At 72.9% G+C, this 22,374-nt stretch carries 23 protein-coding genes; 10 read left to right on the top strand and 13 right to left on the bottom strand.

What is annotated here, in order from left to right:
- The first annotated feature begins 35 nt into the window (after positions 1–35).
- The 3 genes from BMX97_RS22920 (at position 36) to BMX97_RS22910 (ending at position 1,453) form a co-directional block, all read left to right on the top strand.
- The gene (locus BMX97_RS22920; RefSeq protein WP_048430373.1) at positions 36–437 is read left to right on the top strand and encodes a PTS sugar transporter subunit IIA; all 402 of its coding nucleotides are present in this window, start codon (positions 36–38) and stop codon (positions 435–437) included.
- A gap of 109 nt (positions 438–546) precedes the next feature.
- Entirely contained in the window at positions 547–963 is a 417-nt protein-coding gene (locus BMX97_RS22915) for a hypothetical protein (RefSeq protein ID WP_091753556.1), read from the top strand.
- 160 nt (positions 964–1,123) lie between these two features.
- A complete protein-coding gene (locus tag BMX97_RS22910) occupies positions 1,124–1,453 on the top strand; it encodes an HPr family phosphocarrier protein (RefSeq protein WP_060845639.1) in 330 nt (109 codons plus the stop codon).
- A 16-nt stretch (positions 1,454–1,469) separates the two neighbouring features.
- On the opposite strand, the gene BMX97_RS22905 is transcribed toward BMX97_RS22910, so the two are convergent.
- From BMX97_RS22905 to BMX97_RS22890, 4 genes are all read right to left on the bottom strand, one after another.
- A complete protein-coding gene (locus tag BMX97_RS22905) occupies positions 1,470–2,432 on the bottom strand; it encodes a GNAT family N-acetyltransferase (RefSeq protein ID WP_091753555.1) in 963 nt (320 codons plus the stop codon).
- 100 nt (positions 2,433–2,532) lie between these two features.
- On the bottom strand, positions 2,533–3,618 hold the full coding sequence (locus tag BMX97_RS22900) for a CobW family GTP-binding protein (protein WP_091753554.1): 1,086 nt from the start codon (positions 3,616–3,618) through the stop codon (positions 2,533–2,535).
- Between the two features lie 139 nt (positions 3,619–3,757).
- A complete protein-coding gene (locus BMX97_RS22895; protein ID WP_177202318.1) occupies positions 3,758–4,216 on the bottom strand; it encodes a GNAT family N-acetyltransferase in 459 nt (152 codons plus the stop codon).
- Between the two features lie 91 nt (positions 4,217–4,307).
- Positions 4,308–4,574, bottom strand: a complete 267-nt coding sequence (locus BMX97_RS22890) for a hypothetical protein (RefSeq protein ID WP_244538602.1) — start codon at positions 4,572–4,574, stop codon at positions 4,308–4,310.
- A 426-nt stretch (positions 4,575–5,000) separates the two neighbouring features.
- On the opposite strand from BMX97_RS22890, the gene BMX97_RS22885 reads away from it, so the two are divergent.
- Genes BMX97_RS22885 through BMX97_RS22875 form a run of 3 tightly spaced genes read left to right on the top strand, consistent with a single transcriptional unit; the run spans position 5,001 to position 8,978 of the window.
- A complete protein-coding gene (locus tag BMX97_RS22885) occupies positions 5,001–6,311 on the top strand; it encodes a cytochrome c (RefSeq protein ID WP_244538601.1) in 1,311 nt (436 codons plus the stop codon).
- A 13-nt stretch (positions 6,312–6,324) separates the two neighbouring features.
- The gene (locus BMX97_RS22880) at positions 6,325–6,804 is read left to right on the top strand and encodes a (2Fe-2S)-binding protein (RefSeq protein ID WP_091753551.1); all 480 of its coding nucleotides are present in this window, start codon (positions 6,325–6,327) and stop codon (positions 6,802–6,804) included.
- Positions 6,801–8,978: a xanthine dehydrogenase family protein molybdopterin-binding subunit gene (locus tag BMX97_RS22875; protein ID WP_091753550.1), complete on the top strand. Its 2,178-nt coding sequence runs from the start codon at positions 6,801–6,803 to the stop codon at positions 8,976–8,978. The genes BMX97_RS22880 and BMX97_RS22875 overlap by 4 nt, the downstream gene beginning before the upstream one ends.
- Positions 8,979–9,096: 118 nt before the next feature.
- On the opposite strand, the gene tolB is transcribed toward BMX97_RS22875, so the two are convergent.
- From tolB to ruvB, 7 genes are all read right to left on the bottom strand, one after another.
- Positions 9,097–10,368, bottom strand: coding sequence for a Tol-Pal system beta propeller repeat protein TolB (tolB, locus tag BMX97_RS22870; RefSeq protein ID WP_244538604.1), 1,272 nt, complete (start codon positions 10,366–10,368; stop codon positions 9,097–9,099).
- A gap of 115 nt (positions 10,369–10,483) precedes the next feature.
- Positions 10,484–12,022 carry a cell envelope integrity protein TolA gene (tolA, locus tag BMX97_RS22865; RefSeq protein WP_177202317.1) on the bottom strand — a complete coding sequence of 513 codons (1,539 nt, stop codon included), beginning with the start codon at positions 12,020–12,022 and terminating at the stop codon, positions 10,484–10,486.
- Between the two features lie 16 nt (positions 12,023–12,038).
- A complete protein-coding gene (locus BMX97_RS22860; protein ID WP_060845632.1) occupies positions 12,039–12,485 on the bottom strand; it encodes an ExbD/TolR family protein in 447 nt (148 codons plus the stop codon).
- Positions 12,486–12,525: 40 nt separating this feature from the next.
- Complete coding sequence (gene tolQ / locus BMX97_RS22855; protein WP_048426904.1) at positions 12,526–13,242, bottom strand: protein TolQ; 717 nt, start codon at positions 13,240–13,242, stop codon at positions 12,526–12,528.
- A 185-nt stretch (positions 13,243–13,427) separates the two neighbouring features.
- Positions 13,428–13,844, bottom strand: a complete 417-nt coding sequence (gene ybgC / locus BMX97_RS22850) for a tol-pal system-associated acyl-CoA thioesterase (RefSeq protein WP_091753548.1) — start codon at positions 13,842–13,844, stop codon at positions 13,428–13,430.
- A gap of 275 nt (positions 13,845–14,119) precedes the next feature.
- The gene (locus tag BMX97_RS22845; protein ID WP_091753547.1) at positions 14,120–15,067 is read right to left on the bottom strand and encodes a metallophosphoesterase; all 948 of its coding nucleotides are present in this window, start codon (positions 15,065–15,067) and stop codon (positions 14,120–14,122) included.
- The gene (gene ruvB / locus BMX97_RS22840; protein WP_091753546.1) at positions 15,060–16,109 is read right to left on the bottom strand and encodes a Holliday junction branch migration DNA helicase RuvB; all 1,050 of its coding nucleotides are present in this window, start codon (positions 16,107–16,109) and stop codon (positions 15,060–15,062) included. The genes BMX97_RS22845 and ruvB overlap by 8 nt, the downstream gene beginning before the upstream one ends.
- A gap of 137 nt (positions 16,110–16,246) precedes the next feature.
- Here ruvB and chrA point away from each other — a divergent pair, with 137 nt between their 5' ends.
- Positions 16,247–17,632 (top strand): chromate efflux transporter, encoded by a 1,386-nt coding sequence (chrA, locus tag BMX97_RS22835; protein ID WP_091753545.1) that lies wholly within the window; start codon positions 16,247–16,249, stop codon positions 17,630–17,632.
- A 60-nt stretch (positions 17,633–17,692) separates the two neighbouring features.
- Here the strand turns inward: chrA and BMX97_RS22830 are convergent, their stop codons facing one another.
- Positions 17,693–18,346, bottom strand: coding sequence for a glutathione S-transferase family protein (locus BMX97_RS22830; RefSeq protein ID WP_091753544.1), 654 nt, complete (start codon positions 18,344–18,346; stop codon positions 17,693–17,695).
- A 275-nt stretch (positions 18,347–18,621) separates the two neighbouring features.
- Between BMX97_RS22830 and phaZ the strand changes: the two genes are divergently transcribed.
- Both phaZ and rpsU read left to right on the top strand, forming a co-directional pair.
- On the top strand, positions 18,622–19,836 hold the full coding sequence (gene phaZ, locus BMX97_RS22825) for a polyhydroxyalkanoate depolymerase (protein ID WP_091753543.1): 1,215 nt from the start codon (positions 18,622–18,624) through the stop codon (positions 19,834–19,836).
- A 318-nt stretch (positions 19,837–20,154) separates the two neighbouring features.
- Positions 20,155–20,457, top strand: a complete 303-nt coding sequence (gene rpsU / locus BMX97_RS22820) for a 30S ribosomal protein S21 (RefSeq protein WP_048427999.1) — start codon at positions 20,155–20,157, stop codon at positions 20,455–20,457.
- 137 nt (positions 20,458–20,594) lie between these two features.
- Here rpsU and BMX97_RS22815 read toward each other — a convergent pair whose 3' ends face one another.
- Positions 20,595–20,975: a response regulator gene (locus tag BMX97_RS22815; protein WP_091753542.1), complete on the bottom strand. Its 381-nt coding sequence runs from the start codon at positions 20,973–20,975 to the stop codon at positions 20,595–20,597.
- A gap of 478 nt (positions 20,976–21,453) precedes the next feature.
- On the opposite strand from BMX97_RS22815, the gene BMX97_RS22810 reads away from it, so the two are divergent.
- On the top strand, positions 21,454–22,245 hold the full coding sequence (locus BMX97_RS22810) for a class II glutamine amidotransferase (protein WP_060845623.1): 792 nt from the start codon (positions 21,454–21,456) through the stop codon (positions 22,243–22,245).
- Positions 22,246–22,374: the final 129 nt, after the last annotated feature.

Raw genomic sequence — 22,374 nt, 5'->3', positions numbered from 1 at the left:
GGCTCGGCTCCAACGGGGCGTCGGAACTCGTGTCGATGATTGGAATGGTGCTCGTCACCCACGGCCTGCTCGCGACGGAATTCAAAGCCGCGCTGGAGCACGTCGTCGGGCCGCAAGAGCAGCTCGAGACGATCACCATCGGCCCCGAGGACGACATGGAGGTCCGTCGCAAGGACATCATGTCGGCGGTGTGCCGGGTGAATTCCGGCGAGGGCGTGGTCGTGCTGACAGACATGTTCGGGGGTACGCCCTCGAACCTTGCCCTCTCCTGCATGAACGGCGGCTCGGTCGAGGTCGTCGCCGGCATCAACCTGCCGATGCTGATCAAGCTCGCCAGCGTCCGCGACGAGGAGAGCCTCGGCGAGGCGGTCCTCCACGCCCAGGAGGCGGGACGCAAGTACATCAACGTCGCCTCGCGGGTCCTGGCCGGCAAGTAACGGTTGGCGGCCGGGGCGGGTTTTCCCCACGGGCCGTGTGTCCCGGACACGACGTCCTAGAACGGTAGGGCCGCCGCGCTCGCAGGCGGCACCGATGCCGGGAGACGTCATGAAGCATGCTGTGACCGACGCGCGGCTGTCGCTCGACCACGTCCCGGTCGAGGACCTCGACGCCGCCCTCCGGGTGTTTCGCCGGCTGCCGCTGGAACTCCTGGGCTTCCTGATCCTGCTGCCGGTCGTCGGCGTCGGCCTGTCCCGGCTCGGCACGGCGCTCTCGCCGCCCTACGGCCTCTACGTCTTCGGCCAGACCCTCACGACCTGGGGCCTCATGGCGATGCTCGTCCTGCTGTACGGGCTGCTCCGCTGGCGGGGACGGCGGGTCGGACACCTCCTGAACGACCCGGACATCCTGGCCTCCCCGGTGGCAAGCCTGCCGTCGGTGCCCGGCGTGATCGCCGGTCGAGCCCGGGCGCTCGGCATGGAATGGAGCGGCTTCTACGGGCCGCTCCGCCCGCGCCGGACGTAGGACCGTCGAGAGATCCCGGATCCTCGCCGGGCCGGTCGTGCGCCCTAGCTTTCTGCGTCGGCCCGGTTACCCTGGTGGAGCCGACTTCCTCAACACGCGCGAGAGCCGGACGACGGGCCTGTGAGCCGGTCCCACCGGTTCCGAGCAGGTGCCCCGATCGATGACGCCCTTTGCCGACACAGACGACGAGGACGGCGAGCTGCCGCCGGTTCCCGAGGGCGCCAGCGCCCGCGACCTTCCCATCATCAACCGACGCGGCCTGCACGCCAGGGCCTCCGCCAAGTTCGTCCAGACGGTCGAGAAATTCGGCTCCGACGTGACGGTGAGCCGGGGCGGCGAGACCGTGGGCGGGCGCTCGATCATGGGCCTGCTCACGCTGGGCGCCGCGCAGGGCACCAGCATCCGGGTGACCGCCCTCGGGCCCGACCAGGATTCCTGCATGGAGGCGATCACCGCCCTGCTCGCCAACCGGTTCGGCGAGGACGAGTAGCGGGGGACCCGCCCGGTCAGGCGCGCAGGCGCAGCAGCCGGCGGAGATCCGTCCGCTCCCGCGGCGCCCGGACGGCGCCGGCCCGCTCCACCGTCACCACCGCCTCGACGCGGGCCGGTGCGGGAGCCTGCGACGGCACGTGCGCGAGGCACAGGCCGGCCTGGCGCCAGATCGTGTCGTGCCGTCCGGTCGCGAGGTGGATCGCGGCCGCCACCACCTCGCCGTCGCGCCGCACGAGATCGACGCAGGCCTGCCCGCGGTGGGCGAAGCGCCGGGTCACCACCCGGAAGGCCGTGGCCGTCGCCGGGTCGGCGAGCAGGCTGTCCGCGCCGCGCCGGGCGTCGAGGACCAGGAAATGCTCGACGGCGTCGCGCAGCCGCGCCGTGTCGCGCACCCGCTCCAGGGAGGTCCGGCCGGCCGGCAGGGTCAGGGGCGCCGGCGCCACCTCGGGCGCGGCGGCCTGCTCGGCGAGCGCGAGATGCCGCCCGGTGCCGCCCGCCGCCGCGCCCAGCGCGACCGCCAGGGCCGAATCGGGCCGCAGGTCCGGCCACAGCAGATCGACGAGGCGCAGGGGCGACCCGCGCAGGTGATCGAGGGCGGTCCGCAGCACCGCGCTGGCATGGTCGGCGTCGATCGCCGCCTCGGCGGTGCCGGCGAGCGGCAGGCGCCAGAGCCGGGCGCGGCCGGCGAGCGCCTGGCGCGCCGGCAGCCGGAGCGGCAGCGCCCCGCGCAGGATCGGGGCCCGCGCCCCGTCCTGCCAGACCAGCAGCACCGCGAGCGTCTGCCCGTCGGCGAGGTGCTGGGCCATCGTCAGGGCGAAATCGGGATCGGCGTAGACGCTGGGCTCGAGCGCCCGCGCCATCAGGCTGCGCCAGGCCTCGACCTCCGGCTCCCGCAGGGAGGCGGGATGGCGCAGCTCCGCCCGCAGGGGCACCGCACCGGTCAGCCCGCCCTGGATCAGCGTGAAGGAAGTGTTCATCGCGGCCTCGTTCCGGGTCAATCCGTCCCGAAACGGGACGAGGGCGCTGCCCCTGCGGCCGTGCCGGGCACCCCGTTTCAAGACCCGTGCCGGGGCCGCCCTACCCGCCGGGGATCGCCAGCGGGTTGTCGGTCAGCGCGGCGGCGTCCGGCGCGTCCACGGCGGGCCGCCCCAGGAAGGCATCCCACAGCCGGCGTACGAAGGCCGGGTCGAGGTCGCGAACGATCAGGACCAGCCGCGAGCGGGTGTCGCCGTCCGGCCAGGCCGGCAGCACCGCGGGGGTGTGGACGACGTGCTGCACCCCGTGCACCACGACCGGCTGCCCCGGATTGTCGGCGAGCGCCACCAGCCCCTTGAGCCGCAGGAGCTTCGGCCCGTGGGCGGAACGCAGGAGGTCGAGGAACATCTCGAACGCGGCGCGGGGCACCGGCGCGTCGCTCACCAGATGGAAGGCCCGGATCGCCGCATCGTGCCGGTTGACGTCGTGGTGGTGATGACCGTGATGGTGGTGGTCGTGGATCTCGGCGCCGAGCCAGTCCCGCACGTCGGCGACCTTGCCGTCGAGGTCGAACAGGCCACCCAGGAATTCGTCCGGCCGTGCGTCCGGCGCCAGGATCCGCGCACCCGGGTTGATCGCCGCCAGGCGCGCGCGCAGGGCCTGCGCCTCGGCGCCCGGAAGGTCGGCCTTCGTCAGAACCAGCCGGTCGGCCACCGCGACCTGCCGCAGGGCTTCCGGGTGGGCGTCGAGGGTGCCGGCGCCGTTGACCGCGTCCACCACCGTCACCACGCCCTGGAGCGCGTACCGCATCGCCACGTAGGGGTGGTACAGGATCGCGTGCAGGATCGGCGCCGGGTCGGCGAGACCGGTGGTCTCGATCACCACCCGGCGGAACGGCTGGATGCGGCCGTTGTCGCGCTTGCGCAGCAGGTCCTCGAGGGTCGCGATCAGGTCGCCCCGCACGGTGCAGCACAGGCAGCCGGCGCCGAGCAGGATCATGCCCTCGTCCACGGTCTCGATCAGCAGGTGGTCGAGCCCGACCTCGCCGAACTCGTTGACGATCACCACGGTGTCGGCGAGCTCGGGCGCCCGCAGCAGCCGGTTGAGCAGGGTGGTCTTCCCGGCGCCGAGGAAGCCGGTGAGGATCGTGAGCGGGATCGGCGTCGGGCGGCCGGGGGCGTCGGTCATGAGGTGCGGTCTCGGGTGAGGTCGTGAGGGGCCTTGCGCCCTGCAGATGGGAAGCGGGATGGCCATGCGGGATGGGTACGCCGCCTGTCGAGGGCCTGCGGCCGTCAATCCCGGCCACGCGGGCGGAGCCGGACGCTGCTCACGGGAGGTCGCGCCGCATCAGCGCGTAGGGCTTGTCCCGGTACGCGAAGCGCTCGACCGTCCGCCATCCGAGCCGGGCGTAGAGCGGCTCGGCGGTGCGGGTGTAGAGCCACAGCGTCGCGACACCCGACGACGCCGCCTCGGCCTCGATCGCGGCGACGAGTCGGGCGGCGTGGCCGCGGCCGCGAGCGTGGGGCGGAACGTAGACGCCGGCGAGCCAGGGGGTCAGGTCAGGCCGCGGGTCGAGGTCGTGGGCGACCAGGCTCGCCATGCCGACGGGCTCGCCGCCGGCGAGCAGGACCAGCGTGCGGGGCATCGGGCCCGGTCCGGCGGCGGTCGCGGCCTCGGCGGCGGCGACCTCGGACAGGCTGCGGCCCCGGCCCCGCGCAAACGCCTCCCAGCGCCAGCGCGCGGTGATGGCGGCGAGGTCGGGCCGCTCGGACGTGGCGACGATCATCGGCATCGCCGGTACGCGGGCCCGCCCCACGGCGCGAGCCGAGGTCGGAGGCCGCCCGATACCCGGCTTTGACCCAATGCCAGACTTTGCTTCAATGCCAGCCTTGGCCGAAGCGGCCGGTCGAATGCAGCAGGGTATGCCCGCAATCGAGGCAGAGGTAGCGGGTCTCGACGCCGCCGCCGAAAGCTTCGACCACCGGCGTCGAGGCCACCACCATCAGGCGGGCATGGGGCCGCTCCTGCCATTGCGCGCGCATCTGGCCGCAGCAGGCGCGGCAGGCCGCGTCGTCCTCGCTCATCCGCGGTGGCCCGGGGCGGGCCTGGAAACTCTGCTGGGCCATGAAATTCTGACGGGCCATGAAATTCTGACGGGCCATGAGATGCTGCCGAGCCGTGCGGCGTCGGCCTCGTGCGGGGACGCCGCATCCGGACACGATCCCGGAGAGAATCGCCCGTCGGCCCCGCGGGATCGGCAAGATCGGGACCGGCAGGCCGGGCGGGCGAGGGATCGTCCGCACGACGGGACCGCGGCGCGGCTCCGCCGCCGATCCATGACGGCCGAGCCTCACGGGGATCGCCGCAACAGCCCGGACGATAGCATTGTTTCGCAGGATTGCGGCAAGACCTTGCGGCAGACCGTGCGGTCTCAACCCCGGCAGTCGTCTCGCCCGCGTCACCGCCGCCGCGGCGCGGCCGGGTCCTGCGCGGAACCTCGACGGGAAGCCCCGGTTGTCCCGCGTGCCGGAGGGTCCGCCCTCCATCGGAATCCTGTCGCGGGAGGGGCCGTGAGGCGTCGCCGGATCGCCGTCTGGCTGGGAGCGGCGGTCCTCGCCGGGGTCGCGGGCTTCGGGATTACCGCGTGGCGTTCCGCCATCGCGCCGGGCGGCCCCGCCGCGGGCGAGGTCGCGGCCGAGCCGGTGGCCCGGGGCGCGGTCCTCGCCGCGCTGGGCTACTGCGCCTCCTGCCACACGGCGGAGGGAGGCCGGCCGTACGCCGGCGGGCGCGGGGTCGCGACGCCGTTCGGCACGATCTATTCCACCAACATCACGCCCGACCCCGACACCGGGCTCGGCCGCTACACGCTACCCGCCTTCGCCCGGGCGATGCGCGAGGGGGTCGACCGGGAGGGGCGCCACCTCTACCCGGCCTTTCCCTACACCCACTATGCCGGCCTGGCCGACGCCGACATCGCCGCCCTCTACGCCTTCGTGATGACCCGCGAGCCGGTGCGGCAGGCGGCGACGCCGAACGCGCTGCCGGCGCCGCTGTCGTGGCGCCCGCTGATCGCCGGCTGGAAGCTGCTGTTCGCGCAGGCTCCGGCGATCCCGGCCGACCCGCGCCGCTCGCCGGACTGGAACCGCGGCGCCTACCTCGCCGAGGCGCTGAGCCATTGCGGCGCCTGTCACAGCCCGCGCAACCTGCTGGGCGCCGAGATCCGCTCGAAGGCCTATGCGGGCGGCGAGGCCGACGGCTGGTGGGTTCCGCCGCTGGACCGCTCGTCGCCCTCCCCGCTGGCCTGGAGCGAGGCCGACCTCGCCCGCTACCTCGCCGAGTGGGATCCGCAGCACGGTGGCGCCGCCGGCCCGATGCGCCCGGTGGTCGACGCGCACCGCACCGTGCCGGCGGGCGAGATCCGGGCCCTCGCCGCCTACGTGGCGACGCTCTACGGCCCGGGCGCCGCCGGCAGCCGCACCGGCCCGGTCGACCGGGCGGTTCCGGGCGACGATCCGGCGCTCGCCCGCGGGGCGGCGACCTATGCCGGCGCCTGCGCGACCTGCCACGAGAGCGGCGGCGGCGCGGCGGGCGGGGTGCCCTACACCACGCCCTCGCTCGGCCACCGCACCACACTGCGGGCGCCCGACCCGCGCAACCTGATCCTGGTGCTGCGCGACGGCATCGCCCCGCGGGACCACGCGCCGGGCCCGATCATGCCGGCCTACGGCACGATGCTGACACCGTCCCAGACGACCGACCTCGCCGCCTACCTGCGTGCCCGATTCAGCCCGGACGGGCCGTGGCCCGACCTCGACGGAACGGTGCGCCGGCTGATGGGCGAGACGACCCGATCCGGCGCCCGGGCGGAGGCGACACGGTGAGGAGGAGACGCCGATGCCGACCCTGACGGTGAACGGCCGGGCCCGGACGGTCGCGGCCGAGCCCGACACCCCGCTGCTCTACGTCCTGCGCGACGAGCTCGGGCTCAACGGCACCAAGTTCGGCTGCGGGCTCGGCCAGTGCGGCGCCTGCACGGTGGAGGTCGAGGGCCGGGCGGTCCTCTCCTGCCTCACCCCGATCGGCGTGCTGGAGGGGCGCGCGATCACCACCGTCGAGGGCCTGGGCTCGCCGGAGGCGCCCGGGCCGCTCCAGGCCGCCTTCATCGCCGAGAACGCGGCGCAGTGCGGCTACTGCATCGCCGGCATGGTGATGCGGGCCCACGCCCTGCTGCGCGAAAACCCGCATCCGGGCGAGGACGAGATCCGGGCCGCCCTGCGGCTCAACCTGTGCCGCTGCGGGACCCATATGCGGATCCTCGCCGCGGTGCGGCGGGCCGCCGGGCGGCCCGGCCCGGTCGCGGGAGGCGGGTCGTGACCGCGCTCACCCGCCGGGCGCTGCTGGTCGGCGGCGCGCTCCTCGTCGGGATCGGTCCGGCCCGGGCGGCGCTGCCCGGCAGCCTCGCCGAGGCGCCGCGGATCGATGCCTGGATCCGCCTCGATCCGGACGGCAGCGTCACGGTCCTCACCGGCAAGGCCGAGCTCGGCCAGGGGATCAAGACGGCGCTGATCCAGGTCGCCGCGGAGGAGCTCGGCCTCGATCCGGCGGCGCTGCGCCTGATCACCGCCGACACCGAGCTGACCCCCGACGAGGGCTACACCGCCGGCAGCCACTCGATGCAGGATTCCGCCACCGCGATCCGGCTCGCCGCCGCCGCCGCGCGGGCGCTGCTCGTCCAGGCGGCCGCGCTCCGGCTCGGTGCACGGGCCGAATCCTTGAGCGTGGCGGGCGGCGCGGTCGCGGCGCCGGACGGGCGCCGGCTGCACTTTGCGGAACTCGCCGCCGAGGTCGACCTCGACGCACCGGTGCCCGAGGCGACGGCCCTGCGTGAATCCGCCGCCCGCACGCTCGTCGGCCGGCCGCTGCCCCGGATCGACATCCCCGCAAAGGTCGCGGGCGGGCCGGCCTACGTCCAGGACATCCGCGCGCCCGGGATGGTGCATGCCCGGATCGTGCGCCCGCCCCGACCGGGCGCCCGCCTCGTGGCGCTCGATACCGAGGCCGTGACGGCACGGCCCGGGGTGATCCGGGTCCACCGCGATGGCGATTTCCTGGCGGTGGTGGCCGAGCGGGAATACGCCGCCGTGACCGCGATGCGGGCGCTCGCCGCGCACGCGGTCTGGCAGGGCGGCACGCCGGTGCCGGAGCCCGATGCGCTGTTTGCCGACCTCGCCGGGCGGGAGGCGAAGCGCACGGTCATCCACGAGGCCGGCGCCGGAACGCCGGTGCCGGCAGGGCGCACGATCACCGCGCAGTACCGCCGGCGCTACCAGATGCACGGCTCGATCGGCCCGTCCTGCGCGGTGGCGGAGTTCGACGGCACGCGCCTCACCGTCTGGTCGCACGCGCAGGGGATGTTCCCCCTGCGCAAGGCGCTGGCCGAGATGCTGGCGCTGCCCGAAGTCCAGGTGCGCTGCATCCACGCCGAGGGCTCGGGCTGCTACGGCCATAACGGCGCCGACGATGCGGCGGGCGACGCGGCGTTGCTGGCCCACGCCCTGCCGGGGAGGCCGGTGCGGGTGCAGTACACCCGCGAGCAGGAGCATCTGTGGGAGCCCTATGGCGGCGCGATGATGACGCAGGCCTCCGCCGTGCTGGGGCCGGACGGGCGCATCGCCGACTGGGACTACGCGGTGCGCAGCCCGACCCACCTCACCCGCCCGCCGGGCGCCGGCCAGCTGCTCTCGGCCCGGATGCTGGAGAGGCCGTTCCCGGCCCCGCCCCCGAAGGCGCTGCCGCAGCCCGAGGGCGGCGGCGACCGCAACGCCATCCCGCTCTACCGGTTCGCCCGGGCGCGGGTGGCGCACGACTTCGTCGCCGCGATGCCGCTCCGGGTCTCGGCCCTGCGCAGCCTCGGCGCCTACATGAACGTGTTCTCGATCGAGAGCCTGATGGACGAGGCCGCGGAGGCGGCCGGCGCCGATCCGGTCGCCTTCCGGCTCGGCCATCTCGACGATCCTCGCGCCCGCGCCGTCATCGAGGCGGCGGCCGCGCGGTTCGGCTGGGGGGCGGCGCTGCCGAAGGGCCGCGGCGCCGGCTTCGCCTTCGCCCGCTACAAGAACCTCGCCGGCTATTGCGCGGTCGCGGTCGAGGTGGCGGTGGAGCGCGAGAGCGGCCGGGTCCGGCTGGTGCGGGCGCAGGCGGCGCTCGATGCCGGCGAGATCGTCAACCCGCACGGCCTTCGCGACCAGATCGAGGGCGGGATCATCCAGGCGATGAGCTGGAGCCTGTTCGAGGCGGTGGCGCACGACGCGACCGGCCCGACGAGCCGCGACTGGAGCACCTACCCGATCGCCCGCTTCCCCGACATTCCCGAGCGCCTCGACGTGCACCTGATCGACCGCCCGGGCGCGCCGTTCCTCGGGGCCGGCGAGGTTGCCCAGGGCCCGACCGCCGCGGCCCTCGCCAACGCGATCCGGCAGGCCGCGGGCGTGCGCCTGCGCGAATTGCCGATGCGGCCGGAACTGGTGAAGGCGGCAATCGGGGTGTGAGACCGCCGCGCCTTCGAGCGGATTCGTTCGAAGGCGCCGGGCCAAGCCCGAACGGGCGCCGCCGCTAAGGCGCGATGGAATGAAAGGGCCGGCCCGTCCCCGGGCCGGCCGCTCTGCCTTACCGCTGCGGGTCGATCAGCGGCGACCAGGTCGGGTCGGAGGCGTAGGACGGGGTCGGGACCGGCTGCTCGACCTTGCCGGTGATGTCGACCATGTAGAGCTTGCCGCCGGCCTGGCCGCCGGGGTCGCGGAAGAAGATCAGGTACTGGCCGTTCGGCGCCCAGGTCGGGCCCTCGTTGTGGAAGCCTTCCGTCAGCACCCGCTCGCCGCTGCCGTCCGGCTTCATGATGCAGATCGAGAACGAGCCCTTCCGCTGGCGGGTGAAGGCGATGTAGTCGCCCCGCGGCGACCAGGCCGGCTGCGAGGCCGAGCCGTCGCCGAAGGAGAGGCGGCGCGGGTTCGAGCCGTCGGCGCCCATGACGTAGACCTGCTGCTGGCCGCCGCGGTCGGATTCGAACACGATCTCGCGCCCGTCCGGCGAGAAGGACGGCGAGGTGTCGATGGCGTTGGCGTTGGTGATCCGGGTCTGCGCCTTGGAGGCGAGGTCCATCACGTAGATGCTGGCGTTGCCGCCGTCCTGGTCGCTCATCACCAGGCGCCGCCCGTCCGGCGAGAAGCGCGGGCTGGTGCTCATCTCGGCGTTGGTCGGGATCACCTGGCGCGAGCCGGTCGCGAGGTTGATCACCTGCACCCGCGGCTGCTGGCCGGTGACCTGCGACATGTAGGTGATGTCCTGGGTCGAGGGCGAGTAGCGCGGCGCCACCACCGAGGCCTCGCCGCTCGTCAGGTAGCGCACGTTGGCGCCGTCCTGGTCCATGATGGCGAGGCGCTTGCGGCGGTTCTCCTTCGAGCCCGACTCGTCGACGAAGGCGACGCGGGTGTCGAAGAAGCCGGCGATGCCGGTGATCTTGGTGTAGACCGCATCCGAGATCAGGTGGCCCATCCGGCGGGCGTTGGCGCCGTCGCCGGCATATTGCTGGCCGACCATCTGCTGGCCCGACAGCACGTCCCAGAGCCGGAACTCGGCCTTGAGCTTGCCGGTGCCGTCACGGGTGACCCGGCCCGTCACGAGGCCCTGCACGCCGATGTCCTTCCAGGCGGAAAAGTTCGGCGCGGCGTCGAAGTTCGGGCTCTCGGGGAAGCGGGCCTTCTCGACCGGCGTGAAGTAGCCCGAGCGCTTCAGGTTGTTGGTCACGATGCCCGAGAGCGTCGGGCCGAGGCTCGGATCGCCGGAGAAGTCCGCGATGGCGATCGGCATCGGCTGGAAGGCGCCGCCGGGACCGATGCGCAGGTTGAGCTGGGCCTGGGCCGGCGTGGCGAAGCCCGGCATCAGGCCGGCGGCGAGGCACAGCCACAGGAGCGCGGCGAGCGCGGGACGCAGTCGCGAGGGGGAGGGCATGGAGGGGACGTCCATCGTGGGGTGAGGCAGGCGGCCGGGGGCTTCTTCAAGCCCGCGGCAGCTCGAACTCGGCGTTGATGACCCGCCAGTCGTTGTAGAACGGCGCGAACTGGGACGGGATGCGGAAGGGCGCGCAGCGCCGCACCGCCCGCACCGCCGCCTCGGCGATCGACCGGTCGACCGCGCTGCCGCCGGCGCGCAGGATGCGCGGATCGGTGGTGAGCGAGCCGTCCGGATTCAGGCGGATGTCGAGCTGGGGCAGCACGATGCCCTGCGCGGCGCCGGGCGGCGCCGAGTAGCAGCGCTCGATCTGCTGCTGCAGCAGGCCGACCAGGGCGTCGCGCTGGCTCGGGTTGAGCCGCTGCGAGGTGCCGGTGGCGGCGCCGAGCGCCGCCGTGCGCTGGACCTCGCGGCCGGTGGCTCCGGTCGATTGCGACGGCCCGTGCGAGGCCAGCACGTCGCGGATCGAGCCCGAATTGAACTTGGCGGCGAGCTCGGCCTGGCGCTTGGCCTTGGCCTCCGCGGCGGCCTTGGCACGGGCATCCGCCACCGCCTTGGCTTTTGCGGCGGCCTCGGCCTTCGCCTTGGCGTCCGCGGCGGCCTGGGCCTTGGCTTCGGCTTCCGCCTTGGCCTCGGCCTTCGCCTCGGCTTCAGCCTGGGCCTTCGCTTCCGCCTCGGCCTTGGCCTCGGCGCGGGCCTTCGCTTCCGCCTTCGCCTTGGCATCGGCGACCGCCTTGGCCTTCGCCTCGGCTTCGGCCTGGGCTTTCGCCTCCGCTTCCGCCTTGGCTTCGGCCTTGGCCTTCGCGTCGGCCTCGGCGCGGGCCTTGGCTTCCGCCTTCGCCTTCGCGGCGGCCTTGTCCGCCGCGGCCTTCTCGGCGGCGGCCTTCTCGGCCGCCTTGGCCTCGGCCAGTTCCTCGCGCCGGATCGCCTCGGCCTCGGCCTTCTCGGCAGCCGCCTTCTCGGCGGCGGCCTTGGCGGCGGTCGCGGCAGCCTTCTCGGCCGCAGCTTTTGCAGCCTCCTTGGCTGCCTCCTTGGCAGCTTCCTTGGCGGCGGCTTTCGCGGCTTCCTTTGCCGCCTCCTTGGCGGCTTCCTTGGCCTCGCGCTCGGCTTCCGCCTTGGCCTCGCGCGCTTCGGCGTCGGCCCTGGCCTTCGCGGCGGCGGCGGCGGCCTTCTCGGCATCGGCCCTGGCGGTGTCGAGGCGGGCCGGCGGCATCGGGGCGGGCTCGGGCTGCTCGAGGGCCGGGCGCAGGGGCGGCGCCGGCATCTCCTCGGCGTTGGCGACCTTCATCTCGGGCGGGCGCGTCGGCGGGGTCGGCACATCGGCCTTGGCCTCGCCGGGGTCGTTCTCGCGCTGCTTGTCGGCGGCGCGGTCGGCGCGCGGGCTCTTGGCCGGGGCGTCGCCGTCGCGCTGGCCCTTGGTCAGCTCCGAGAACTGGTTCTCGGTGATGACCTCGACCGGCACGCCCTCCTCGGCCTGCGGCAGCACGTGCGAGGCGGCGGCGAACAGCGCCAGCCCGATCAGCACCACGTGCGCGCCGGCCGATACCCAGACGCCGGGCTCGGACCTGTCGAAGGGAAACACCACGGCGGACCCCGTCCTGCTATCGCTGGTCGGGCTCGGTCACGAGGGCGACCTTCTTGAAGCCGCCGCCCGTCACGATCGCCATCACCTGGGCGACGCGGCCGTAATCGACCCGCTTGTCGCCACGCACGAAGACCCGCTCCTCGAACCCGTCCTTGGCGGTGGCCGAGAGCTTGGCCACGATGGTGTCGTCGGTCAGTTCGTCCTCGCCGAGGAAGACCTGGCCGGTCTGGCGGATCGACAGGGTGACGGGCTTCGAATCCTGGTTGAGCGGCGCGGCCTTGGTCTGCGGCAGGTCCAGGGGCACGCCCACCGTCATCATCGGCGCGGCCACCATGAAGATGATCAGGAGCACCAGCACGACGTCGATGAACGGCGTCATGTTGATCTCGTTGATCGCGCCGCCGCCCCGCCGGCCGCGCCGACGGCGCCCGCCGCCCTGGGCCGCTCCGGTGGCCATGCTCATTGGGTTCGATCCCTGTCCGAGAGGGGGGACGCGCGCCGGCTCAGGCCGCCAGCGCCATGCGCTCGTCGATCTGCCGCGACAGGATCGCCGAGAACTCGTCGGCGAAGCCCTCGAGGCGTCCCTGCGCCTTGGCGACCGAGGCCTGGAGCTTGTTGTAGGCGAGCACCGCGGGGATCGCCGCGAACAGGCCGATCGCGGTGGCGAACAGCGCCTCGGCGATGCCCGGCGCCACGACCGCGAGCGAGGTGTTCTTCGAGGCCGCGATCGACGTGAAGGCGGTCATGATGCCGAACACCGTGCCGAACAGGCCGATATAGGGGCCCGCCGAGCCGATCGAGGCGAGGAACAGCAGGCGCGATTCCAGCCGCTCGACCTCGCGCTGGATCGTCACGTCGAGCACCTTGTCGATGCGCTGGCCGAGGCTGCGGATCGAACGGCCGGAGCCCTCGTAGGAGCGGCGCCACTCGCGCATCGCGGCGACGAACAGGGCGGCGAGCCCGCTCGCCGGCTTATCGTTGTAGGCGCGGTAGAGCTCCTCCAGCGGCCGGCCGGACCAGAACTCCTCCTCGAAGGCGTCCATCTCCGCCTTGGTGCGGCGAAACAGCAGCGTCTTGTCGACGATGATCGACCAGCACCAGATCGAGGAGCCGAGGAGGCCGAGCATCACCACCTTGACGACGAAATGGGCCTGCCAGAACAGGCCGAACATCGTGATCTCGGCCACGGGCATCGCCTGGGCGGCGTCGGCGGGATTCATGCGGCTTTCCTCGCGTCGCGGGCCGAGGAACGGACCGCTGGCACTCCAACCGGGATCGGGGCTTGTCGTATCGTGTCTCGATCGCGCCCGAATCTGTCGAAAGTATGGGCCGCGCCCTGCGACGGAGCGCTCGCCCGCTGCGAGTTAAGCCCCCGGCAGGGTTAAGGAATGGTGAGCGGGATGCTTTAGCGTCGGCCGAGGCGCCGGCGCAGGGCCTCCGGCAGGCGCACCGCCCGGCCGTCGCGCACGCAGGCCACCACCACCTCGGCCCGCACCAGCACCTCGTCGCCGCGGCGCACCTCCTGGTCGAGATGCATCGAGGCGCCGCGCAGCTCGCGGGTGGCGGTGAGCACCGTGAGCGCGTCGTCCATGAGGGCGGGCTTGAGGTAGTCGAGGGTCATGCGCCGCACCACGAAGACGAGGCCGTCCGCCTCCCGGTGCAGCTCCGACTGGTCGCCGGCGAGCCCGCGCAACAGCTCGGTCCGCCCCCGCTCCATGAAGCGCAGGTAGCTCGCATGGTAGACGAAGCCGGAGAAATCCGTGTCCTCGTAGTAGACGCGCACCGGAAGGGCGTGGGCGTCCGGGGGCAGGGTTTCGGTCACGCGGCGACCATCCTTCTTGCTCAACGTGTGCTCCCCTTGCGAGGATTTGCGAAGAATTCTGCTGTCCCACCCTCCACCTCATCCTGAGGTGTCAGTCCATCAACGATGGACTGACCTCGAAGGAGGGCTCCAGAAGCCTCGGCGATCCCTGGAGCCCTCCTTCGAGGTCAGTCGATCTCCGATCGACTGACACCCCAGGATGAGGTCGTGGATGGGATGGGGCGTAGAGAGGGCGAGAAATGCGCGTCGAGCAGACGATCACGTCAAGCCGTCTGTCAGACGGTGGCATCAGCCCCCAGCTCCACCACCACGATCTCCGGCGGCACCCCGAACCGGACCGGGGCGATGCTGAGGCCCAGGCCCCCGGAGATCACGAGGTCGCTCGCCTCGCGGACATGGCCGTAGACGAAACGGCGCGGATAGCGCGAGGGCACCACCGGCGACCAGCCGAACAGCCGCACCTGCCCGCCATGGGTGTGGCCCGACAGGGTCAGCGCCACCCGGGCCGGCACGTGGGCGAAGATGTCGGGCTCGTGGGCGAGCAGGATCATCGGCGCGCCGTCCGGCACCGCCGCCAGGGTGGCGGACAGGTCGTCGAGGCCGACCCGCTTGTGGCCGTGGCGTCTGGCGGAGGGCAGCAGGGCGAGCTGGTCCTCGAGCCCGGCGAGCCAGACCGGGCCGGCCTTCGTCGCGAGCGGCACCGCCTCGTTCGACAGGACACGGATGCCGTTCCGGGTCAGTTCCGTGCCGGCGATGGTCGGCCCGGCGCCGCGTTTCTGCGCGGTCTTGTCCTCCCACCAATCGTGGTTGCCGAGCACCGCGTAGACGCCGAGCGGCGCCGCGAGCCGGCCCAGCACCGGTGCCCATTCGGAGGCTGGGACGTACCGGGTGACGTAGCGCTGGCCCGCCATGAAGTCGCCGACCAGCACCACGAGGTCGGCCTGCAGCGCATTGGTGGCCTCGACGATGCCGGCGATGCGCTCCAGGCTCATCCAGGGGTCGCAGGCGTGGATGTCGGTCAGCACCGCGATGCGCAAGGTCAGGCCCGCCGGCCAGGGCGCGGCGGGGTTCGGCCTGATCGCGTACCGGGTCACGACCTGGCGGAACGGCTCGATCCCGGTGGCGTAGGCGCCGGTCGTCGCGCCCGAGAGCACGACGAGGCCCGCCCCCTGGAGCACGCGGCGACGGGTGAAGAGGCGGTACCCCCTCCCCTCCTCACGCATCCTCGTCCCCGGTGAACAGGCCGAACTGCACGGTGGGGTCGCGGTTCGGCTCCGGCAGGCCGAGATGGCGGAAGGCGTGGGCGGTGAGCACCCGGCCGCGCGGCGTGCGCTGCACGAAGCCCTTCTGAATCAGGTAGGGCTCGATGATCTCCTCGATCGCGTCGCGCGGCTCGGAGAGCGCCGCCGCGATGGTCTCGACCCCGACCGGCCCGCCGCTGAACGAATGCGCGATGATGGTGAGGTACTTGCGGTCCATCGTGTCGAGCCCGGCGGGATCGACGTCGAGGAGGCGCAGCGCCCGGTCGGCGATGGCCCGGGTGATGGTGGGGGCGTCCTCGACGATGGCGAAGTCGCGCACCCGCCGCAGCAGCCGCCCGGCGATGCGCGGCGTGCCGCGTGCCCGCTTGGCGATCTCGTTGGCGCCGTCCGGCGCCATGCCGATGCCGAGCACCCGGGCGCCGCGGCTGACGATGAGTTCGAGCTCGTCGATGTCGTAGAATTCGAGCCGGACCGGGATGCCGAAGCGGTCGCGCAGCGGCGTGGTCAGGAGCCCCGCCCGGGTGGTGGCGGCGACGAGCGTGAATTTCGGCAGCTCGATCTTCACCGAGCGGGCGGCCGGGCCCTCGCCGATGATGAGGTCGAGCTGGTAATCCTCCATCGCCGGATAGAGGATCTCTTCCACCGCCGGGTTGAGGCGGTGGATCTCGTCGATGAACAGGACGTCGCGCTCTTCCAAATTGGTGAGCTGCGCCGCGAGATCCCCGGCCTTGGCGATCACCGGGCCGGAGGTCGAGCGGAAGTTGACCCCGAGCTCGCGGGCGACGATCTGGGCGAGCGTGGTCTTGCCGAGGCCCGGAGGCCCGACGAACAGGACGTGGTCGAGGGCCTGGCCGGTCTTCTTCGCCGCGTCGATGAACACCTGGAGGTTGGCGCGGGCCGCCTTCTGGCCGGTGAAGTCGGCGAGGCTGAGCGGCCGGATCGAGGCGTCGGTGTCGTCCTCGTGGCGCTCGGGGGTGAGGAGGGCTTTGGGCTGCTTGCTCAAGCGGAACCTGGCGCGTGGCTCGTGTCGGCGGCGCGAGGCCGGCGGCCCCGTTCGCCGGATGTACTCGCTGGGTTCTGTCGCACAACGCGACCGATCGCGCTACTTTCCGGCTCCCCCGAGCCGGAGAGCCGACGCCCGTGACGACGACCGAGCCCGCCGCGCGCGACCGGGTCGCCCCGCCGCCCGTGACCCTCGCCGGGTCCCTGCCGGTCTGGGCCCGGATCGCCGCCCTGTCCTTCGGCGGGCCGGCCGGGCAGATCGCCGTGATGCACCGGGTGCTGGTCGAGGAGAAGCGCTGGATCTCCGAGAACCGCTTCCTGCACGCCCTCAACTTCTGCACCCTGCTGCCCGGGCCGGAGGCGCAGCAGCTCGCCACCTATGTCGGCTGGCTGATGCACGGGACCCGGGGCGGCCTTCTCGCCGGCGGGCTGTTCGTGCTGCCGGGGCTCCTCGCCATCATGGGCCTCAGCTGGATCTACGTGCTGTACGGCGAGGCCGGGCCGGTGGCCGGGCTGTTCTTCGGCCTCAAGGCCGCGGTGCTCGCCATCGTACTCGAGGCGGTGCAGCGCATCGGCCGGCGGGCGCTGCGCGGCCCGGCGATGACCGCGCTCGCGGCCGCCGCCTTCGCGGCCTTGTTCTTCCTCGACGTGCCGTTCCCCGTCGTGGTGGCGGCGGCGGGGATCGTCGGCTTCCTCGGCGGCCGGGCCGGGCATCCGGCCTTCCGCCCCGGGGGCGGCCACGCCGCGGCGGCGGGGAACGGCTCCTACCTGTTCGGCGACGAGGCGGGGCCGCGGGAACGGGCGTCCTGGCGGAGCACGCTTCTCACCCTGGCGGTCTGGGCGGCGGTCTGGCTCGCCCCGGTCGCCGCCCTCCTCCTCGTGCTCGGGCCCGACGACGTCTTCTCCCGCATCGCGGTGTTCTTCTCCAAGATGGCGTTGGTCACCTTCGGCGGCGCCTACGCGGCGCTCGCCTACGTGGCGCAGGCGGCGGTGGAGCGGTACGGCTGGATGAAACCCGGCGAGATGCTCGACGGGCTCGGGATGGCCGAGACCACGCCCGGCCCGCTCATCATGGTGACGCAGTTCGTCGGCTTCCTTGCCGCCTACCGGGCGCCCGGGGCGCTCGCGCCGCTCGCCGCCGGCACGCTGGGCGGTCTGCTCACCACCTGGGTCACCTTCGCGCCCTGCTTTCTCTGGATCTTCGTCGGCGCGCCCTTCGTCGAGCGGCTGCGCGGCAACGCCGCGCTCGCCGGCGCGCTCTCGGCGATCACCGCGGCGGTGGTGGGGGTGATCCTCAACCTCGCGGTCTGGTTCTCGCTCCACACCCTGTTTCGCGCGGTGCGCCCGGTGGCCTTCGGGCCGCTGCGGCTCGACGTGCCGGTCGCCGCGAGCCTCGACCCCTGGGCACTGGTTCTGGCACTGGCGGCGACCGTGGCGGTCTTCCGCTTCCGGGCCGGGATGATCCCGGTGCTGGGCGCCTGCGCGGCGGCGGGGGTGGGGTTGAGGCTGGCGGGGGCGATCTGACGGCGCGGGATGGTCCGGCGCTCCGTCCAGCGTCCCGCGGGGGAGAGACCGAAGGGCTCCTCAGAACTCCATGTCCAGCTCCTCGATCTCCTCCGGCTCGTCCTCCGCCGCGGCGATCCAGTCCCGCATCAGGTCCCAATCCATGACCGTGTCGCGATAGGCGGCGCAGTCAGGCGGCAGGGCCACGCCGTAGGTGACGAAGCGGGTACAGACCGGGGCGTACATCGCGTCCGCCACCACCGGGCGCGCGCCGAACAGGTACGGACCCCCGTGGGCGCGCAGCGCCTCCTGCCAGATCTCGACCACCCGGGCGATGTCGGCCTGGGCGCCGCCCCAGAGCGTGAAGTCGCTGTAGCGGGCGCGCAGGTTCATCGGCAGGGCGGAGCGCAGGTTGATGAAGCCGCCATGCATCTCGCCCGAGATCGAGCGCGACCACGAGCGGGCGGCGAGGTCGCCGGGCAGGAGCCCGGCCTGCGGCCGCACCTCGGTGAGGTACTGGGCGATGGCGAGCACGTCCCAGACCCGCACGTCCCCGTGGGTGAGGCGCGGCACCAGGAACGAGGGCGAGAGGTGCAGGAGCTCGGCCCGGCTCGCCGGATCGCCCGACAGCACCTCGACCGCGAGGTCGAGCCCCGCCATGCGGCAGAGCAGCCAGCCCCGCAGCGACCAGGACGAGTAGTTGCGGCTCGAAATCGTCAGCGTCGCCTCGGCCATCCGGTCCTCCCCCGGGCCGGGGACGCCGACCCGCCTTCCCGTCGCGGTCCCGGGCGGGATCCAAGACTCGTGCCGGCCGCCGCCGCGCCGCCCGAAGGTCGAAGACCCGCGGGAGATCGGCCGCGCGCCGCGTTGGCATGCTCATCGCATCGCGCGAGGACGGAGCGGCGCCGGCCGCCCTTCACCGAAAGTCCGGTCGCGGGGGACGGAGCCTTGCCATACGCTCGGCGAAAGGGCCGCTCCCCGCGCGTGTCCGTGAGGGAGAGCGAGCGCCGATGCTCTACGATGCCTTCGAGGTCCAGTCGGACATGGCGCGCGCGACCCGCGCCTGGGGCCATGCGCTGCAGGCGGGTACGGAGCCCTGGATGCGGGCCGGCTACGGCGCCCCGGCGAGCTGGGTGTCGGCCGCCGCCCGGATGATGATGCGGGCCGGCCTGACCCATGCCCGGCCGGCCTACGGGATCGAGTCGGTGCGGGTCGGCAACCGCGAGACGCCGGTGACCGAGGAGCGGGTGCTCGCGACCCCGTTCGGCACGCTCCTGCGCTTCCGCAAGGACATCGCCAGCGAGCAGCCCCGGGTGCTGGTGGTGGCCCCCCTCTCGGGCCACTTCGCCACGCTGCTGCGCGGCACCGTGCGCACCCTGCTCGCCGACCACGACGTCTACATCACCGACTGGCACAACGCCCGCGACGTGCCGGTGAGCGCCGGCCGCTTCGGGTTCGACGACTACGTCGCCCACCTGGTGCAGTTCCTCGAGGCGATGGGCCCGGGCGCCCACGTGGTGGCGGTGTGCCAGCCCTGCGTGCAGGCGCTGGCGGCCGCCGCCGTGATGGCCGAGAGCCGCAACGCGGCGCATCCGGCGAGCATGACCCTGATGGCCGGCCCGGTCGACACCCGGGTCAACCCGACCAAGGTCAACGAGCTCGCCACGTCCCGCCCGATCGACTGGTTCGAGAAGAACCTGATCGCGACCGTACCGCGCCGTCATGCCGGCGCCGGGCGGCGGGTCTATCCCGGCTTCATGCAGGTCTCGGCCTTCATGTCGATGAACGCCGCGCGCCACATGCACGGCCACCTCGACCTCTACTGGCACCTCGCCGACGGGGAGGCCGCCAAGGCGGCGCAGATCGAGACCTTCTACGACGAGTATTTCGCGGTGCTCGACCTGCCGGCGGAGTTCTACCTCGAGACGGTCAAGACCGTGTTCCAGGAGGCGACGCTGGCGCAGAACCGGCTCACCTACCGGGGCGCGCCGATCGACACGAGGGCGATCCGCAAGACCGCCCTGATGACGGTCGAGGGCGAGCGCGACGACATCTGCGCCGTCGGCCAGACCGTGGCGGCCCACGATCTCTGCGCCGGCCTGAAACCCTTCCGCAAGCGCCACCACCTCCAGGCCGGCGTCGGCCATTACGGCGTGTTCTCGGGCCGCAAGTGGGAAGCCCAGACCTATCCGCTCGTGCGCAGCTTCATCCAGGCCAACGCTTGATCCGGCCCAGGTCCGGCTTAGGTATGGGAGCCTGCGCGGCGGCGCCCGTGAGGCCCCGCACCCGCTCAAATTTCGGTCAGGCGAGCACTCCGCGGTTGGAAGTGGTAGCGGAGTGGTGTAAGGCCGCGATCAGGCGCATACCGTGCGCCGACAGCTTGCGCCGGGCTCCGGTGCGACCGTGATGCGACCCAAGCCCCTCCCGGTCCGCGAGGTCCGGGCCGCGGGGCGCATTTCGGTTGGTCGGGCAGGCAGCCATCCGGGCGCGTTCCGCGCAAGGTCGGCCACGTTTTCGGATTTAGACAAAAAGGACACACACCCTTGCAGGTACTCGTTCGGGACAACAACGTCGATCAGGCCCTCCGCGTCCTCAAGAAGAAGATGCAGCGCGAGGGCATCTTCCGCGAGATGAAGCAGCGCAAGGCCTACGAGAAGCCGTCGGTGCGCAAGGCTCGCGAGAAGGCCGAGGCCGTGCGCCGCGCCCGCAAGCAGGCCCGCAAGACCGCCATCCGCGAGGGTCTGATCGCCGCTCCGAAGCCGAAGCCCCGCGTCGGCGGCCCGCGTCGTCCGGGCATGGCCCCGTCGGCTGCCGCCCCGGCCGCCGCTCCGGCCGCCTCGGCCTAAGGGCCGGCCGGCCTCCCCGGAGGCCGTATCAAGAAGCCCCACCTTTCCGGGTGGGGCCATCCCGAGAGCCCGACGCCGCGAGGCGTGCGGGCTCTTCCTCATTGATCAGGCCGATTCCGGATCAGGCCGACTCAGGATCAGGCCGACGCATGGGCCGCCCGCTCCGCCTCGACCAGAACGTCGAGGGGCCGCCAGGGCTTCTGCATGTAGACGGCGTGGTCGGGCACGGCCTGGGCCGCGCCGGGCCGCGAGGTCACCACCAGGCGCACGTCGGGCCAGTCCCGCTCCACCGTGCGGGCGAGCGCGGCCCCGTCCATCTCGCCGGCGAGCTGCACCTCCGTGAACAGCAGCGCGACCTCGGAGCCGTGCTCGCGCATCACCGCCAGCGCGTCGGCGGCGCTGCGACACGCGATGACGTCGAGATCGGTCTCCTCGAGGATCGCGGCGGCGAAATCCCGGACGGATTCGTCATCCTCCACCACGACGGCGATCGGAGCGGTGGGTGCTGCTCTGCCCATAAGGCCTCCTGTTTGTTTTATGTGAGTGGCGTCGGGGTCCCGGGTCCTCGTGAGTGCTCGGGAGGATGGACGGATCGATCGGCGCCCGACGACGCGCGAGCCCGCCCGTGCGAGGGCGGAGATCGACCGACGGGACGGGGATCGGGCCCGGCACGGCACGCCAGAGGGGGCACCAGCCGGGGGAACGCGGACGCAAGCCGGCTACGCGAACACGCCTGCGCGGCTATCAACGACTCAATCCTGACATTGATCCAGGCGACAGGTCCAGTTCGGATCGACGGCCGATGCGCCCCGCGCATGCCGGCTCCTGACGTAACGCCATTGCCTGCCGCGTGAGCAGGTGCGGGAACCTTGGGCATGCTGCGGCGCATTAACGGACTGTTCACCGTCGGACGCCGAATGTTACCGTTCCATGAAGGCGGCGGACGAGGCACGGTCCCGGGCGGGACCGGCACACGCCGCGGGAGGTGAAGAGCCGATGTGCCGCTTCCTCGCCTACCACGGCGACCCGGTCTATCTCGACGAACTCGTCTGCGCGCCGACCCACTCCCTGGTGCACCAGTCGCTGCACGCGACGGAGGCCCAGACCGAGACCAACGGCGACGGCTTCGGCATCGGCTGGTACGGCGAGCGGCCCGAGCCCGGCCTGTACCGCGACGTGCGGCCGGCCTGGTCCGACGAGAACCTGCGCAGCCTCTCCCGGCAGATCCGCGCCCGCACCTTCTTCGCGCATGTCCGCGCCTCGACCGGCACCGCGACCACCCGGGCGAACTGCCACCCCTTCGCCCACGGCCGCCACCTGTTCATGCATAACGGCCAGATCGGCGGCTACGCGCGCATCCGCCGGCGGCTCGAGGCGCTGATCCCGGACGCGCTCTACGAGGCGCGCCAGGGCTCGACCGATTCGGAGGCGCTCTTCCTGCTGGCTCTCGCGCACGGCCTCGACCGCGACCCGGTCGGCGCGATGGCGGCGAGCCTGTCGGCGGCCCGCGGCCTGATGCACGAGGCCGGGGTGGACGAGCCCCTGCGCTTCACCGCCGTGCTCACCGACGGCGAGAGCCTGACCGCCTATCGCTGGGCCTGCGACGGCCGCCCGCCGAGCCTGTACTGGCGGCAGACCGCGACCGGCCTCGCGGTCGTCTCCGAGCCGATCGACGGGCTGCGCACCGGCTGGTCGGAGGTGCCGAAGGGCGGTACGCTGATCGCCCGCCCGGGCCAGCCCATCCAGATGCTCGGCGCGGACGCGGCGGGGTTCAGGAAGGCGGCCTGAGGGCCGCCGCTCACGTCGGCGGCCTTTTCCGGATCACTGCCCGCCAAGGTCTCGGGGCCGGGCAGGCGGCGGTCGTCGGTTACGGCAGGCGCGATCCTCGCCCCGATTCGGCTTTTCCGGAGACCGACG

It is taken from the genome of Methylobacterium sp. ap11 (genome assembly GCF_900110515.1).
Lineage (GTDB): Bacteria > Pseudomonadota > Alphaproteobacteria > Rhizobiales > Beijerinckiaceae > Methylobacterium > Methylobacterium ajmalii.
Note: the sequence above shows the minus strand (reverse complement) of the source record. Positions and strands in the feature narration are given on the sequence as shown.

Bases quoted from the DNA above. Each gene is read 5' to 3' on its own strand.
- BMX97_RS22915 (WP_091753556.1), top strand. From the start codon at position 547: ATGAAGCATGCTGTGACCGACGCGCGGCTGTCGCTCGACCACGTCCCG.
- BMX97_RS22860 (WP_060845632.1), bottom strand. From the start codon at position 12,485: ATGAGCATGGCCACCGGAGCGGCCCAGGGCGGCGGGCGCCGTCGGCGC.
- BMX97_RS22830 (WP_091753544.1), bottom strand. From the start codon at position 18,346: ATGGCCGAGGCGACGCTGACGATTTCGAGCCGCAACTACTCGTCCTGG.
- BMX97_RS22895 (WP_177202318.1), bottom strand. From the start codon at position 4,216: ATGATCGTCGCCACGTCCGAGCGGCCCGACCTCGCCGCCATCACCGCG.
- BMX97_RS22815 (WP_091753542.1), bottom strand. From the start codon at position 20,975: ATGGGCAGAGCAGCACCCACCGCTCCGATCGCCGTCGTGGTGGAGGAT.
- BMX97_RS22890 (WP_244538602.1), bottom strand. From the start codon at position 4,574: ATGGCCCGTCAGAATTTCATGGCCCAGCAGAGTTTCCAGGCCCGCCCC.
- phaZ (WP_091753543.1), top strand. From the start codon at position 18,622: ATGCTCTACGATGCCTTCGAGGTCCAGTCGGACATGGCGCGCGCGACC.
- BMX97_RS22905 (WP_091753555.1), bottom strand. From the start codon at position 2,432: ATGAACACTTCCTTCACGCTGATCCAGGGCGGGCTGACCGGTGCGGTG.
- BMX97_RS22920 (WP_048430373.1), top strand. From the start codon at position 36: ATGATTGGAATGGTGCTCGTCACCCACGGCCTGCTCGCGACGGAATTC.
- tolQ (WP_048426904.1), bottom strand. From the start codon at position 13,242: ATGAATCCCGCCGACGCCGCCCAGGCGATGCCCGTGGCCGAGATCACG.
- BMX97_RS22810 (WP_060845623.1), top strand. From the start codon at position 21,454: ATGTGCCGCTTCCTCGCCTACCACGGCGACCCGGTCTATCTCGACGAA.
- BMX97_RS22845 (WP_091753547.1), bottom strand. From the start codon at position 15,067: ATGCGTGAGGAGGGGAGGGGGTACCGCCTCTTCACCCGTCGCCGCGTG.
- BMX97_RS22910 (WP_060845639.1), top strand. From the start codon at position 1,124: ATGACGCCCTTTGCCGACACAGACGACGAGGACGGCGAGCTGCCGCCG.
- BMX97_RS22900 (WP_091753554.1), bottom strand. From the start codon at position 3,618: ATGACCGACGCCCCCGGCCGCCCGACGCCGATCCCGCTCACGATCCTC.
- tolB (WP_244538604.1), bottom strand. From the start codon at position 10,368: ATGCCGGGCTTCGCCACGCCGGCCCAGGCCCAGCTCAACCTGCGCATC.
- BMX97_RS22880 (WP_091753551.1), top strand. From the start codon at position 6,325: ATGCCGACCCTGACGGTGAACGGCCGGGCCCGGACGGTCGCGGCCGAG.